This window comes from Paraburkholderia sp. EG286A (genome assembly GCF_040965375.1).
GTDB lineage: Bacteria > Pseudomonadota > Gammaproteobacteria > Burkholderiales > Burkholderiaceae > Paraburkholderia.
In genome coordinates this window covers 681,022-696,188 of the sequence record NZ_JBFRCB010000005.1, presented here as the reverse complement: position 1 = coordinate 696,188, position 15,167 = coordinate 681,022, and the positions used below count along the sequence as shown (strand labels likewise).

The 15,167-nt window shown below is 66.2% G+C and carries 11 protein-coding genes; 6 read left to right on the top strand and 5 right to left on the bottom strand.

Translation table 11 applies throughout. From position 1 onward, the window contains the following. Nucleotides 1–108: 108 nt before the first annotated feature. The gene (locus AB4Y35_RS26285) at nt 109–4,305 is read left to right on the top strand and encodes a molybdopterin-dependent oxidoreductase (RefSeq protein WP_368706632.1); all 4,197 of its coding nucleotides are present in this window, start codon (nt 109–111) and stop codon (nt 4,303–4,305) included. Here AB4Y35_RS26285 and AB4Y35_RS26280 read toward each other — a convergent pair. Continuing rightward, entirely contained in the window at nt 4,259–4,558 is a 300-nt protein-coding gene (locus AB4Y35_RS26280) for a hypothetical protein (RefSeq protein ID WP_368706631.1), read from the bottom strand. The two genes, AB4Y35_RS26285 and AB4Y35_RS26280, sit on opposite strands and share 47 nt — an antisense overlap. 181 nt (nt 4,559–4,739) lie before the next feature. Between AB4Y35_RS26280 and cynR the strand changes: the two genes are divergently transcribed. Beyond that, the gene (gene cynR / locus AB4Y35_RS26275) at nt 4,740–5,636 is read left to right on the top strand and encodes a transcriptional regulator CynR (protein ID WP_368688838.1); all 897 of its coding nucleotides are present in this window, start codon (nt 4,740–4,742) and stop codon (nt 5,634–5,636) included. A gap of 25 nt (nt 5,637–5,661) precedes the next feature. Here cynR and AB4Y35_RS26270 read toward each other — a convergent pair whose 3' ends face one another. After that, entirely contained in the window at nt 5,662–7,050 is a 1,389-nt protein-coding gene (locus tag AB4Y35_RS26270) for an alkaline phosphatase family protein (RefSeq protein ID WP_368706630.1), read from the bottom strand. A 646-nt stretch (nt 7,051–7,696) separates the two neighbouring features. Here AB4Y35_RS26270 and ilvD point away from each other — a divergent pair. After that, nucleotides 7,697–9,556, top strand: coding sequence for a dihydroxy-acid dehydratase (gene ilvD, locus AB4Y35_RS26265; protein ID WP_368706629.1), 1,860 nt, complete (start codon nt 7,697–7,699; stop codon nt 9,554–9,556). A 140-nt stretch (nt 9,557–9,696) separates the two neighbouring features. Here ilvD and AB4Y35_RS26260 read toward each other — a convergent pair whose 3' ends face one another. Further along, the gene (locus AB4Y35_RS26260) at nt 9,697–11,940 is read right to left on the bottom strand and encodes an NADP-dependent isocitrate dehydrogenase (protein ID WP_368706628.1); all 2,244 of its coding nucleotides are present in this window, start codon (nt 11,938–11,940) and stop codon (nt 9,697–9,699) included. Between the two features lie 142 nt (nt 11,941–12,082). On the opposite strand from AB4Y35_RS26260, the gene AB4Y35_RS26255 reads away from it, so the two are divergent. From AB4Y35_RS26255 to AB4Y35_RS26245, 3 genes are all read left to right on the top strand, one after another. Beyond that, a complete protein-coding gene (locus AB4Y35_RS26255; protein ID WP_368706627.1) occupies nt 12,083–12,238 on the top strand; it encodes a hypothetical protein in 156 nt (51 codons plus the stop codon). Nucleotides 12,239–12,373: 135 nt separating this feature from the next. Then, nucleotides 12,374–12,790 carry a MarR family winged helix-turn-helix transcriptional regulator gene (locus tag AB4Y35_RS26250; protein ID WP_368688842.1) on the top strand — a complete coding sequence of 139 codons (417 nt, stop codon included), beginning with the start codon at nt 12,374–12,376 and terminating at the stop codon, nt 12,788–12,790. 61 nt (nt 12,791–12,851) lie between these two features. Continuing rightward, nucleotides 12,852–13,100 carry a hypothetical protein gene (locus AB4Y35_RS26245; protein WP_368706626.1) on the top strand — a complete coding sequence of 83 codons (249 nt, stop codon included), beginning with the start codon at nt 12,852–12,854 and terminating at the stop codon, nt 13,098–13,100. Between the two features lie 24 nt (nt 13,101–13,124). On the opposite strand, the gene AB4Y35_RS26240 is transcribed toward AB4Y35_RS26245, so the two are convergent. Together AB4Y35_RS26240 and AB4Y35_RS26235 are read right to left on the bottom strand one after the other, a co-directional pair. Further along, entirely contained in the window at nt 13,125–13,949 is an 825-nt protein-coding gene (locus tag AB4Y35_RS26240) for an alpha/beta fold hydrolase (RefSeq protein WP_368706625.1), read from the bottom strand. Between the two features lie 277 nt (nt 13,950–14,226). Continuing rightward, the gene (locus tag AB4Y35_RS26235) at nt 14,227–15,135 is read right to left on the bottom strand and encodes a LysR family transcriptional regulator (RefSeq protein ID WP_368706624.1); all 909 of its coding nucleotides are present in this window, start codon (nt 15,133–15,135) and stop codon (nt 14,227–14,229) included. Nucleotides 15,136–15,167 lie beyond the last annotated feature (32 nt).

Here is a 15,167-nt window from a genome sequence, read left to right as displayed (position 1 = left end):
CTGGCCACCCGAAGTGCCGAGTGAAGTGACAAAGGAAGTGACGAACGCGCGGCGCACAGGATGCGCCGTGCGCCCCGAATCTGTTTCAAGCTGATATCGATCGACCGCATGAGCAGCGAGAGCGTAAAGAGCGTTTGCCCGTACTGCGGCGTAGGCTGCGGGATGATCCTGCACGTCGAGGACGGCCAGGTCGCGAAGATCTCCGGCGACGCCGAGCATCCGACCAACTTCGGCCGCCTCTGCACGAAGGGTTCGTCGGCGCACGTGGCGCTGCGCAAGTCGGGGCGTCTCGAGCGCGCCTTCGTGCGCCACGCGCGCGACGAGGACCCGGTGCCGCTGCCGCTCGCGCAGGCCATCGCCGATACGGCGCGCCGCCTGCGCTCGACGCTCGACGCGCACGGCCCCGACGCGCTCTCGTTCTACGTTTCCGGGCAGATGTCGATCGAGGCGCAGTACCTCGTGAACAAGCTCGCCAAGGGCTTCGTGCGCACCAACAACATCGAGTCGAACTCGCGCCTGTGCATGGCGAGCGCGGGCAGCGGCTACAAGCTTTCGCTCGGCGCGGACGGGCCGCCGGGTTCGTATCAGGACCTCGACCGCGCCGATCTCTTCTTCGTGATCGGCGCAAACATGGCGGATTGCCATCCGATCCTGTTCCTGCGCATGATGGACCGCGTGAAGGCGGGCGCGAAGCTGATCGTCGTGGACCCGCGCCGCACGGCGACCGCCGAGAAGGCGTCGCTGTTCCTGCAGATCGCGCCGGGCACCGATCTCGCGCTGCTCAATGGCCTGCTGCACCTGCTGCACAAGCACGGCCACACCGATGCGGATTTCATCGCACAGTACACCGAAGGATGGGACGCAATGCCTGCGTTCCTCGACGACTACACGCCGGAAAAGGTCGCCGAGATCACGGGTCTCGCCGTCGACGACATTCGCCGCGCCGCGCAGATGATCGGCGAGGCGCCCGAGTGGATGAGCTGCTGGACCATGGGCCTGAACCAGAGCACGCACGGCACGTGGAGCACCAACGCGATCTGCAACCTGCATCTGGCGACGGGCAAGATTTGCCGTCCCGGCAGCGGGCCGTTCTCGCTCACGGGGCAGCCCAACGCCATGGGCGGGCGCGAGATGGGCTACATGGGCCCCGGCTTGCCCGGCCAGCGCACGGTGCTCGCGCAAGAAGACCGCGCGTTCGTCGAAGCGGCGTGGGGCGTGGCGCCCGGCACGCTGCCCGTGAAGGTGGGCAGCGGCACCGTCGACATGTTCTCGCGCATGGCCGCGGGCGAGATCAAGGCGTGCTGGATCATCTGCACGAACCCGGTGGCGAGCGTCGCGAACCGGCAAACGGTAGTGGCGGGCCTGAGGGCCGCCGAACTCGTGATCGCCCAGGACGCTTTTCTGGACACCGAAACGAATCAGTACGCCGACGTGCTGCTGCCCGGCGCGCTCTGGGCCGAGGCCGACGGCGTGATGATCAACTCCGAGCGCAACATGACGCTCATGCAGCAGGCCGTCGAGCCGCCGGGCGAGGCGCTGCCCGACTGGCAGATCATCGCGCGCGTGGCCTGCGAGATGGGTTTTGCGCAGGCGTTCAGCTACGCGAGCGCCGCCGAGGTGTTCGACGAGATCACGCGCTTCGCGAACCCGAAGACGGGCTACGACCTGCGCGGCGCGAGCCATGCGAAGCTGCGCGAAACGCCGCTGCAATGGCCCATCGCGCCGGATGCCGCGAGCGACCGCAACCCGCTGCGCTATGTGAACGACGGCGTGAGCCAGACGCTCAAGGAAAACGCCGACGGCACGCGTCCCCGCATCGCGTTCGCCACGCCGCACGGCAAGGGCGTGTTTTTCGCGCGTCCCCATGTTGCGCCTGCCGAACTGCCCGATGGCACGTTCCCGGTCGTGTTCAACACGGGGCGCCTGCAGCACCAGTGGCACACCATGACGAAGACCGGCAAGGTGCCGATGCTCAACAAGCTCAACCCGGGCCCGTTCGTCGAGATTCATCCCGAGGATGCCGCTGCGCTCGGCATTGCCGCGAAGGATCGTGTGGAAGTGCGCTCGCGCCGCGGCCGCGTGGTGCTGCCTGCCGTCGTGACCGAGCGTGTGCGTCCCGGCAACTGCTTCGCGCCCATGCACTGGAACGACGTGTATGGCGAGGAGCTTTGCGTGAACGCGGTCACGAGCGATGCGATCGACCCGATTTCCCAGCAGCCCGAACTGAAATTCTGCGCGGTCGCGCTCTCGCGCGTCGGCCCGCCATCTACGCCGCGCGAGACCACGCGCGTACCGGATGGCGCCGATGCCGCCGTTGCATCGGCCACGTTCGACGCCGGCGCGCCGCAAGCCGTCAACCCGTCTCAGGAACTCGACATGTCCCGTATCGATGCCTTTTCGACGCTACTCGGTCTCGACGACGTCGCCGCGCCGCAGCTGGGCGACGCGCAACGCCAGTACCTCGCGGGCTTTGTCGGCGGCCTGCGCTCGTTGCGGGCGGCCGAGCCCGTCGGCGTGCCGATGCTGCCCGTGCACGCGCCGTTTCCCGCCGACACGCGCGTCTGGCTGGACGGCCTGCTGGCGGGCCTGTTCAGCCGCGGCGAGCCTGTCGCGCGCACGGCTGCGCTCGCCGCGCCGGGCGCTCCCGAAGAAAAGCCGCATGGCGTGCGCATCGCCCATACGCGCCCCAAGGTCGTGCTGCTGTGGGCCTCGCAGACGGGCAACGTCGAATCGCTCGTCGAGCAATACGCGACGCAACTGATGGAATCGGGCTTCGAGATTCGCACGGCCTGCATGGCCGATTACCCGCTCGCGAACCTCGCCAGGGCGCAATACGTCCTCCTGATGACGAGCACGTTCGGCGACGGCGACGCGCCCGACAACGGCGCGGCCTTCTGGAGCGCGCTCGCAGCGGACAACGCGCCGCGCCTCGCCTCGCTGCGCTTTTCCGTGCTCGCCTTCGGCGACCGCAACTACGACGCGTTCTGCGGCCACGGTCGCAAGCTCGACGCGCGCCTCGAAGCGCTGGGCGCCACGCGTCTCATGGAGCGCGTGGATTGCGACAGCGAATACCAGAGCGCCGCCGACGCCTGGCTCGAGCGCATCGTGGTGCGCATCAAGCAGGAGGACGCGGCGCTGCACGCGGTGCCCGCCGACGGTTCGATTCCCGAGGTGCTGCCCGGTTGCGCGGCGACGAAGGCACGCCCGGCCACCTCGAAGCTGCTGAAGAACGCGCGCCTGAACATGAAGGGCGCGACGAAGGACACGCGCTACTTCTCGCTCGCAACGGGCGAGGCGGGCCTCGACTACGAAGCGGGCGACGCGCTCGGCGTGTGGCCCACCAACTGTCCCGCGCTCGTCGACGAGTTGCTGGACCTCACGCGCCTCGCCGCCGACACGCCGGTCGCCGTGAGCGGCCACGGCGAGATGCGCCTTGGCGAGGCGCTCGGCAAGCACTACGAGATCGCGCGCCCGAACCCCGATGCGCTCGCGTTCATTGCGTCGCGCACGCGCTCGCGGGGCCTCGCCGAGATGCTCGACGATTCGCGCAAAGGCGATCTGCGCAACTGGCTCTGGGGCCAGCAGCTCGCCGACGTGCTCCACGAATATCCCGTCGACATGAGCGCGCCCGAACTGCTCGGCATGCTCAAGCGCCTGCAGCCGCGGCTCTATTCGATTTCGTCGAGCCCGAAGGCGCATGCGGGCGAAGTGCATCTGACCGTTTCGGCCGTGCGCTACAACAACGGCCGCCGCGAGCGCAAGGGCGTGGCCTCGACCTTCCTCGCCGACCGCGCGCAGGAGGGCAGCGTCCCCGTGTTCGTGCAGAAGAGCACGCATTTCCGGCCGCCGCGCAGCGGCGACGCGCCGATGATCATGATCGGTCCCGGCACGGGCGTCGCGCCCTTCCGCGCCTTCCTGCACGAGCGCCAGGCGCGCGGCGACACGGGCCGCAACTGGCTGTTCTTCGGCGAGCAGCACGCGGCCACCGACTTCTACTACCGGGACGAACTGGAGCAAATGCGCAAGGACGGCCATCTCGACCGGCTCGACCTCGCGTTTTCGCGCGACCAGAGCGAGAAGGTCTATGTGCAGGACCGCATGCGCGAGCAGGGCGCGCAGCTATGGGCCTGGCTGCAGGAAGGGGCGCACCTCTATGTGTGCGGCGATGCGAGCCGCATGGCGAAGGACGTGGATGCGGCGCTCAGGGAGGTGGTGGCGGGCCATGGCGGCATGAGCGCCGAGGCCGCGCACGACTACGTCAGTGCGCTCGGACGGGACAAGCGCTACCTGCGCGACGTCTATTGAAGGGGCGCGGCGCGGCTTCGGTGCGGCCCGGCGAGGGCCGGCCGCCTGCGCGCCACGTCTGCAGCGCGCGAAAGCGGCGCGTGCGCGCCTGGTCCGTGCGCGCGAAGCTTTCGTCTTCTTTGCCGAGCCCGGCATAAAGGCCGCCCCGGGCGCCTTTGGCCACGACGGGTTCGGGCAGCAGGATGGCGATCAGAAACGTCAGGCACGAGCCTGCGAACACCGCCACCACGCTCATCGAGATCGACTCGAACATCCGTTTGTCCCCCGGTAGAATGGTGTCCGGCGGCCGACGCCGTGCGTATCGCGCACCGCATCGCCGCCATCGCAAACCATTTTGCTCAGGGCGCGCGTCCACGTCCAAGACGATATTCGGATCGTCACGATAAGCGCGCCTTATGAAAAAAACCGGAGATATTCGGGAGGCAGCCATCTTGATGCTTCGCTCGATACGCTACGTGCTCACCGTGGCGGAGTTGAAGAATTTCACGCGCGCAGCCGAAGTGCTGCACGTCTCGCAGCCGGCGCTCTCACAGCAGATCCGCCAGCTGGAAAACGATCTCGGCGGCGCGCTGTTCGACCGCAGCGGCCGCGCCATCAGCCTCACCGAATTCGGGCGCGTGTACATCGAACACGCGCGCCAGGCGCTCGCGCATCTCGACGCCGGCAAGCGCGCGCTCAACGAGGTGCGCGACCTCACGCGCGGCCTGCTGCGGCTCGCCTATACCCCGACCTTCGCGGAATATCTGATCGGCCCGGCGCTGCGCGGCTTTCGCGAGGCGCACCCGGCCATCGCGCTCGACGTGAGCGAGCGGCCGCTCGAAGATATCGAAGGCGGACTCGAGCGTGACGAACTCGATCTCGGCATCGGCTTCACGGATGTGCGCTCCGACGAAATCGAAGTGCGTCCGCTGTTTGCCGAGCACATGGCGCTGCTCGTGGCCACGCGCCATCCACTGGCGCGCCGCCGCGCGGAGGTGACGGCCGAACAGCTGGGGACGATGCCGCTTGCGCTGTTGAGCCCCGACTTCGTGGTGCGGCGCTTCGCCGATGCCTATTTCCGCGCGCACCAGTTGATTCCGCGCGTGATGCTGCAAGCCAATTCGGTGGGCACGGTGCTCAAGCTCGTGAAGGACGGCACGCTCGCCACGCTGCTGCCTTCGGCGGTGCTGCGCGAGCATCGCGGGCTCGTCACGCTGCCCGTCACGCCGGCGTTGCCGCAGCGCACCGTCGCGCTGCTCAAGCGGCGGCGCGCATCGAGCACGCTCGCCGCCAACGCGTTTTCCGATGTGCTGCTCGCGTTGATTTCGCAGGAAGGGCTGGGCGAAGCCTGAGGCGGCCTTTGGTTTTCTCGTCGGCTCAGGGTTGGTCGGACGACAGCAGGTTGTGGAAGAAGTCCACGGCGTGCTGGCGGGTCGGCATGGTCCCGAGCGTGGCGGCCGGGTCGAGCCCCGAGCGCCGCGCCGTGCCGCTCACGAGACTCTTTTGCAGGTCGTTGAGCGGGCGGGCGAGATTGGTGGCGATGAATCCGGAAGCCGGTGGCGCGGCGATGGCCGGCAGGTCGGTGCGCGGCGTGTCCAGCGTGAGCAACGGGGCGAGCGAGGGCGCGGCCGCCACGCGCTGGCTCGCGAGCATGTCGGCGGGCGCGATGCCGAGCCAGTCGCGCAGGGTGGCGAGAATCGACGTGTGGTCGTAGGGCGTGGCGGCGGGTGAGCGGAACACGGTGCCCGGCGCAATATACGGCGACACCACGACCGCCGGCACACGCACGCCGAAGCTGTCGAAGGCGAAATTCTGGTCGCCGGGGTTGCTCGCGGCATCGGGCGCCACGGCGTTGGCGGGCGGCAGCACGTGGTCGTAGGTGCCGCCGTGCTCGTCGTAGGTGATCACGAGCAGCGTCTCGGGCCATGCGGGCGAGGTGCTCAACGCGTGCCAGATGTCGTAGAGAAAGCTCTCGCCCGCATAGACATCGTGGGGCGGGTGCTGGTCGTTGGGATCGAGCAGAAAACGCGGCTCGATGAACGAATACCGCGGCAGCGTGTTGTTCCGGCAGTCGGAGACGAAGTTGCTGAAGCGCTGGAAGTTGGCCTTGTATTTCGGATCCCATAACGTCGGGAACATCGTGAGCGTGAGCGAGGGCGCGACGAGGGCGGCGCTGTACAGGGCCCAGCTTGCGCCCATGTCGCCCAGCACGTTGAAGATGGTGCGCACCTGCCACTCGAACGGATCGGGCGGCGTGCCGTTGTCGACGTGGCCATTCGACGTGCCCGCGTGGGCGAAGGCGCGGTTCGGCCAGGTCTGGCTCGGCACAGGGGCGAACCAGGCGTCGCAGACGGCGTATTCGCGCGCGAGCGTCGAGAGCACCTTCAACTGATCGGGGCTGTGGCACTGCATGACCTGGCTGGCGTCGGTCGTCGCGGTCGTTTCGTAGTCTTGCACGAAGCCCGACATGGGCGTCGCGCCTGCCGCGTTGCCGAGCAGTTGCACGCGCACGTTCGCGAACGTCTCCTGCGGATCGGGGTCGGGCAGCGTGGCCGTGGCGGCCGGCGTGGTGGCGGCAATGGTGGCGCCTGCCTTGGTCGGGTTGCTCAGGCCCGCCTTGAGCCCGTCGAATGGCCGTTCCGCGCTGGCGGCGGGCAGGAAATGCGTAGGGCTGCTGCCGTTCGTGTACAAGCCGCCGAGCATCGTATCGAACGAACGGTTCTCGAACATCACGACAACGACGTGCTTGATGTTCTGCAGGGACATGGGCTCTCTCCGTCACGCGGGTTTGACGAAGAATAGTGGTGCAGGCGGGTGGATTCGGCAAGGTTCGGCAACCCTGAGAGAACCTGCCGACGCCTGGGCCATAACCGCCTGGAGCGCACCTACTGCACCCTCGCACGCCAGATCTCATGCGCGGCGCAACACGCCACAAAAACGCCGCATAAAATCGCCGCGACCGCCGCCGGCTGATCCGCAGCGCCCGCGCCGCCTCCCGTGGCGCGCAGCCACAGGCGCACACCCGCTCCTGTCACGACGAGCCCGAGTACGAGACCAACGATGGCCAGATTCGTGTGCCGCCACGAGCGTTGCCCATGCTTCATGCCGCCCCCCGTTGTGTTTGCCTTTGCGCCTCGACGAGACGCCGTACGGGCACGATACGCCGCCAGATTTCACGCGACATCCGCGGCCAGTGATGTGCAACCGGCGCCGCATGCAAAGCGCGCATGGAACTGGCGGAAAAGCATGGGAATGGCCGCGCAAACCGCCGCGCAGAGCGGGGCGCCCATCCCTGTGGGATAATTACGAGTTCTGCCCAGAGCGCAGCTCAAGAGGTTGTTCGCAAGGGCGTGAGTGGGGCCTTCAATCCCGTGGCCCGCTTCCTTTCTGCGATTTTTCTCCTACAGCCACAATGCCCGCATACCGTTCCAAAACCTCCACCGCCGGCCGCAACATGGCAGGTGCGCGCTCCCTCTGGCGCGCCACCGGCATGAAAGACGAAGACTTCGCCAAGCCGATCATCGCGGTCGTCAACTCGTTCACCCAGTTCGTGCCCGGCCACGTGCACCTGAAAGACCTCGGCCAGCTCGTTGCGCGCGAAATCGAAGCCGCGGGCGGCGTGGCCAAGGAATTCAACACGATCGCCGTCGATGACGGCATCGCCATGGGCCACGACGGCATGCTGTATTCGCTGCCGAGCCGCGACATCATCGCGGATTCGGTCGAATACATGGTCAACGCGCACTGCGCCGACGCCATGGTCTGCATCTCGAACTGCGACAAGATCACCCCGGGCATGCTGATGGCCGCCATGCGCCTGAACATCCCCGTGATCTTCGTCTCGGGCGGCCCGATGGAAGCGGGCAAGACGCGCCTCGCGAACCCGGTCACCAAGGCCATCGAAGTCAAGAAGCTCGACCTGATCGACGCCATGGTGATCGCGGCCGACACCAAGTACTCCGACGCCGAAGTGGCCGAAGTCGAGCGCTCCGCCTGCCCGACCTGCGGTTCATGCTCGGGCATGTTCACGGCCAACTCGATGAACTGCCTGACCGAGGCGCTGGGCCTCTCGCTGCCGGGCAACGGCACCGTGGTCGCCACGCACGCCGACCGCGAACAGCTCTTCAAGCGCGCCGGCCGCCGTATCGTCGAACTCGCGCGCCAGTACTACGAGCAGGAAGACGAGCGCGTGCTGCCGCGCTCGGTGGGCTTCAAGGCGTTCGAAAACGCCATGACGCTCGACATCGCCATGGGCGGCTCGACCAACACCATCCTCCATTTGCTGGCCATTGCGCAGGAAGCGGGCATCGAGTTCGGCATGGCCGACATCGACCGCCTTTCGCGCGTCGTGCCGCAGCTGTGCAAGGTCGCGCCGAACACGAATAAGTACCACATCGAAGACGTGCACCGCGCCGGCGGCATCATGGCGATCCTCGGTGAACTGGAGCGCGCCGGCAAGCTGCACACCGACGTGCCGACCGTGCACACGCCGACGCTCGGCGACGCGCTCGCGCAATGGGATATCACGCGCACCAAAGACGAAGCGGTCAAGACGTTCTACATGGCTGGCCCGGCCGGCGTTCCCAGCCAGGTCGCGTTCAGCCAGAACACGCGCTGGCCGAGCCTCGACTCGGACCGCGCCGAAGGTTGCATCCGTTCGTACGAGCACGCGTTCTCGAAGGAAGGCGGCCTCGCCGTGCTGACCGGCAACATCGCGCTGGACGGCTGCGTGGTGAAGACCGCGGGCGTGGACGACAGCATCCTCGTGTTCGAAGGCACGGCCCACGTGACCGAATCGCAGGACGAAGCGGTGGAAAACATCCTCGCCGACAAGGTCAAGGCCGGCGACGTGGTGATCGTGCGCTATGAAGGCCCGAAGGGCGGCCCCGGCATGCAGGAAATGCTCTACCCGACGAGCTACATCAAGTCGAAGGGCCTCGGCAAGGCGTGCGCGCTGCTGACGGACGGCCGCTTCTCGGGCGGCACCTCGGGCCTCTCGATCGGCCACTGCTCGCCGGAAGCGGCGGCGGGCGGCGCGATCGGCCTGGTGCGCGACGGCGACAAGATCCGCATCGACATTCCGAACCGCACGATCAACGTGCTGGTCCCGGACGAGGAACTCGCGCGCCGCCGCGAAGAGCAGAACGCGAAGGGCTGGAAGCCGGCGAAGGCGCGTCCGCGCAAGGTGTCGGCGGCGCTGAAGGCCTATGCCAAGCTCGTGATGTCGGCAGACAAGGGCGCCGTGCGCGATCTCTCGCTGCTCGACGACTAAGCCTCGAATGAGGGGCGGGCCGCGCGGCTCGCCTCGAACAGGAAGGGCAAAAAAAATCGAGCCTCCCACGGTGACGTGGGAGGCTCGATTCGTTTATGGCGCACGTCCCCCGCGCATTACACGGGGGAGCGTTCCATCACTTACTTCGCAGCAGCAGCAAGCGCGGCGTTGAACGTCGTGCTCGGGCGCATGACTTCAGCAAGCTTCGCGAAGTCCGGCTTGTAGTAGCCGCCGATATCGACCGGCTTGCCCTGAACCGCGGCCAGCTCGCCCACGATCTTCTGCTCGTTCTCGGCCAATGCCTTCGCCAGCGGCGCGAAGTGTGCCGCGAGTTCCGCGTCGTCCTTCTGCGCGGCCAGTTCCTGCGCCCAGTACATCGAGAGGTAGAACTGGCTGCCGCGGTTGTCCAGCTCGCCGGTCTTCGGCGACGGGCCCTTGTTGTTGTCGAGCAGCTTGCCCGTGGCGGCGTCGAGCGTCTTCGCGAGCAGCTTGGCGCGCGCGTTGTTCGTCTTGATGCCGAGGTCTTCCAGCGAAACGGCCAGCGCGAGGAATTCGCCGAGCGAGTCCCAGCGCAGGTGGTCTTCCTGAACCAGCTGCTGCACGTGCTTCGGCGCCGAGCCGCCGGCACCCGTTTCGTACATGCCGCCGCCCGCCATCAGCGGAACGATCGAAAGCATCTTTGCCGAGGTGCCCAGTTCCATGATCGGGAACAGGTCGGTCAGGTAGTCGCGCAGGATGTTGCCGGTGACCGAGATCGTGTCCAGGCCGCGGATCACGCGCTCGAGCGTGTAACGCATCGCGCGCACTTGCGACATGATCTGGATGTCGAGGCCGTTCGTGTCGTAATCCTTCAGGTACGTTTCGACCTTCTTGATCACTTCGTTTTCGTGCGGACGGTACGGGTCGAGCCAGAACACGGCCGGCGTGTTCGAGTTCTTCGCGCGCGTGACGGCGAGCTTGACCCAGTCGCGGATCGGCTCGTCCTTCACGAGGCACATACGCCAGATGTCGCCTTGCTCGACCGGCTGCGTGAGCGCTTCGAGCACTTCGCCCGTGGCGTTGTCGACGATGCGCGCCGTGCCGTCCTGCGTGATCTCGAACGTCTTGTCGTGCGAACCGTACTCTTCAGCCTTCTGCGCCATCAGGCCGACGTTCGGCACCGTGCCCATCGTGCGCGGGTCGAATGCGCCGTTGGTCTTGCAGAAGTTGATGATTTCCTGGTAGATGCGCGCGAACGTGCTTTCCGGAATCAGGCACTTCGTGTCGGCCGGGCGGCCGTCGGCGCCCCACATCTTGCCGCCTGCGCGGATCATGGCCGGCATCGAAGCGTCGACGATCACGTCGTTCGGTGCGTGCAGGTTCGAGATGCCCTTGGCCGAGTCGACCATGGCGAGCGCCGGACGGTGCTCGTGGCATGCGTGCATGTCGCGGATGACTTCTTCGCGCTGCGATTCCGGCAGCTTTTCGATCTTCGTGTAGAGATCGACGAGGCCGTTGTTCACGTTCACGCCGAGTTCTTCGAACAGCTTGGCGTGCTTGGCGAACGCATCCTTGTAGAACACGCGCACGGCGTGGCCGAACACGATGGGGTGCGAAACCTTCATCATGGTCGCCTTCACGTGCAGCGAGAGCATGACGCCGGTCTTGCGCGCGTCTTCCATCTGGTCTTCGTAGAAGGCCAGCAAGTGCTTCTTGCTCATGAACATGCTGTCGACGATCTCGCCGGCTTGCAGCTTGACCTTCGGCTTGAGCACGATGGTTTCGCCGGCCTTCGTCACGAGCTCCATGCGGACTTCGCGGTCCTTGTCGTTCGTGATCGACTTTTCGCCGTGGTAGAAGTCGCCGTGCTTCATGTGCGCGACGTGGGTGCGCGAAGCCATGCTCCACTCGCCCATGCTGTGCGGGTGCTTCTTCGCGTAGTTCTTGACCGCGAGCGGTGCGCGGCGGTCCGAGTTGCCTTCGCGCAGCACCGGGTTCACGGCCGAACCGAGGCACTTCGAATAGCGCTTCTGGATCGCCTTTTCTTCGTCGGTCTTCGGATCTTCGGGGAAGTCAGGGACCTTGTAGCCCTTGCCCTGGAGTTCCTTGATCGCGGCGATGAGCTGCGGCACCGATGCGCTGATGTTCGGCAGCTTGATGATGTTCGTTTCCGGCAACTGCGTGAGACGGCCCAGTTCGGCCAGGTTGTCCGGCACGCGCTGTTCTTCCGTGAGGAATTCCGGGAACTCGCCGAGGATACGGCCCGCAACGGAGATATCGCTGGTCTCGACGTTCACGCCGGCCGGCGCAGCGAAGGTGCGGATGATCGGCAGAAACGCGCTGGTGGCGAGCAGCGGCGCTTCATCGGTCAGGGTATAGATGATGGTGGGTTGCTGGGTACTCATCGGCTTCTTGGCGGGGTTCAAAAACGGGGTGATAACACCACCGGCTGCGCGCAGTCGGCGAAACACCTGGATTTTGCCTCAATTTGCAGCGGGCTGGGGACCAAGCGTGCCTATATTTCATATCGTGGAAAGCGCTTGCGCAATGTTAATTGACCAGAAAGTCGGCGCGTTTGCCATGATCGGCCGGCCCGGCGCTGAAAACGTTTCCGCGCCGGAGGCCCGTTCCATAAGGCTTTGCGAGGCGATGCCGACGATTCGCTCATGGCTTTCTGGTTTTGTGGATCGTACCCTTGATTGACTGTCAAGCTGGTAAAGACCCTTGTGAAAAGAGAAGTGAATTGGGGAGTCTTATATAAGAATTTTGCCCCGCGAGGCTCACCAGAGTCCGTGAAAACGGTTGCCTTGCTAATCAATTCGTGGTCTCATTGCCCCCATGTTCGATCACTGCCTTTACTTCAATTCGTCGGCGCTCGCGCGGCTCGTCGAGCGCGAGTGGAGCGCCGTCTATGCGCCGTTCGGTCTCACGCCTGCGCAAGGTTTCGTGCTGCGCGTCGTGCTGGCGAAACCCGGCTGCCTCGCGAGCGACGTCGCGCAAACGCTCGGCATCGCGCGGCCCACGGCGACGCGTCTCGTCGACAACCTGTGCGAGAAGGACTTGCTCGAGCGCCGCCAGGGCGAGGCCGATGGCCGCGAATGGGGACTCTTTCCCACGGCGGGCGGCACGGCGCTCGACGGCCCGATCAACGGCGCGAGCGCCGAAGTCGCGCGGCGTCTGCGTGCGCAAGTGGGCCCGGACCTCTTCGAGTCGACGGTCACGGGCATGCGCAAGATCCGCAAGGGACTCGCGTAAGGCGTTCGCGCCTTTTTTAAAACTCAAATGATTGCCTTGCTAATCAATAAGGAGAAGAGCGATGAACGAAGCGGCGCTAAAAGGGACGGGGGAGGAAGCCTGGCGTTGGGCGATTGGCATGGCGATCGCCGCGCTGACGGTAGGCGGCGTGGTGGCGGCGATTCTCGTCATGCCGCGCGCGGTGGAGGCAAACAACCGCGTGTGCATAACGGCCTACGCGAACGACCTGCACGCGGATCTCGCGGCGTTCGCGCAAGACCCGGCGTGGCAGGCGCAATACGTCGAGGCGCTCACGGCGTGCGCGCGTTGAACGCTCACGCCGTGCGCCGCCGCGTTACTTGCGGTTCAGGAACGCGAGCAGGTCGGCGTTGACCTGTGCGGCCATCGTCGTGCACATGCCGTGCGGGCCGCCCGGGTAGATCTTGAGCGTCGCGTCCTTGACGATCTTCGCGGAGAGCTTGCCCGCGTCGTCGATCGGCACGATCTGGTCGTCGTCGCCGTGCAGGATCAGCGTGGGCACGTCGAACTTCTTGAGGTCTTGCGTGTAATCGACTTCGGAGAACTCGTGCACGCAGTCATGCAGTGCGAGGATGCCGCCCCACATGCCCTGCTGCCAGAACGAGTCGATCACGCCCTGCGAGACCTTCGCGCCGCTGCGGTTGTAGCCGTAGAACGGCACGGCCAGGTCCTTGAAGAACTGCGAACGGTCGTCGATCACGCCCTTGCGGATGCCGTCGAACACATCCTTGGGCAGGCCGCCGGGATTCTTCTCGCTCTTGATCATGATGGGCGGCACCGCGCCGATCAGCACCGCGCCCGAGACGCGCTTCGTGCCGTGGCGGCCGATGTAGTGCGCGACTTCGCCGCCGCCCGTGGAGTGGCCGACCAGCGTGGCGTCCTGCAGGTCGAGCTTGTCGAGCAGGTCGGCCAGATCGTCGGCCCAGGTGTCCATGTCGTTGCCCTTGGCGGGCTGATCGGAGCGGCCGTGGCCGCGGCGGTCGTGCGCGATCGTGCGAAAGCCGTTTTGCACGAGAAAGAGCATTTGAGCGTCCCAGGCGTCGGCGGTCAGCGGCCAGCCGTGGGAGAACACGACGGGCTTGCCGCTGCCCCAATCCTTGTAATAGATCGACGTGCCATCGCGGGTGGTAAAGGTGCTCATGGAAACTCTCCAGTTTCTTTTACAGCATCACAAAGCAGGCAGACGCCGGCGCGTCGGCGCGCGGTCGCGCTTCGCGCGGCGGTTCGTGGCGGCGTCCAGGGATAGGCAATGCGCGTGGAACGTGCCGGCGCCTGCGCGTCATGGAGAGAGGCAGGCGGCACGCGGGTCAGTATAGAGAGAACGCCTGAGCGATGACGCGAAGCTGTGCGGCTTGAAATCTTCGCGGCGCCGCGGATGTTTGCAGACGGCTCGTGAGCTTCAACCCCGCCGCGCGCGGCTAGGCGACTGCCGTGCCGACCGCCTCGCGCAGATAGTCGCCGAGAAAATCGACAAAACTGCGCAGCTTCGCGGAGAGCTTGTTGCGTTCGAGATAGATCGCGTGAATATCGGCGTTCGGCAGCGCCCAATCCGTGAGCAGCGGCACGAGTTCGCCACGCTCGATCGCCTCGCCGATTTCCCACTGCGAGCGCACGACGATGCCGCGGCCGTCGAGCGCCCAGCGCAGCACGGTGCTGCCGTCGTTGCTCGACAGCGCACCGTCGACCTTCACGGTCTCCGTGCGCTTGCCGCGCGAGAAGTGCCAGGTTCCGTATGCCGAGTCGTTTTCGCGCAGCACGATGCAGGCGTGACGCGTCAGATCGTGCGGCGCCGATGGCTTGCCATGCCGCTTCAAATACGTCGGCGACGCGCACACGATGCGCCGGTTCTTCAGCAGCAACCGCGCGTTGATGCGCGCGTCGGGCACCTCGCCGAAGCGGATGCCGAGATCGAAGCCTTCTTCCTGAAGGCTGAGCGGGCGCTCCGTCAACTGCAGCTGGATCTTCATCGAGGGAAACCGCTCGACGTAGGCGGACACCGCGGGCGCCACATGCGCGCGGCCAAAACCGAACGACGCGTTCACGCGCAGCAACCCGGCCGGTTCCCCGCGGCTGCGCGTGACGAGTTGTTCCAGTTCCGAGAGTTCGTCGAGGATGCGCGAGCCGTTCGCGAGATACAGCTCGCCTTCCGGTGTGAGAGACAGACGCCGCGTGGTGCGGTTTACGAGCCGCACGCCAAGGCGTTGCTCCAGTTGCGCGAGCCGCTTGCTCACGGCGGGCGGCGTGACCCCCAGCTCGCGTGCCGCCGCGGCCAGATTGCGGTTGCGCGCCACGAGCGCAAACAGATTCAGATCGGAAAACGCGTCCATTGCGCCGCTCCCGTTGGCTTGCTTGATTCGTT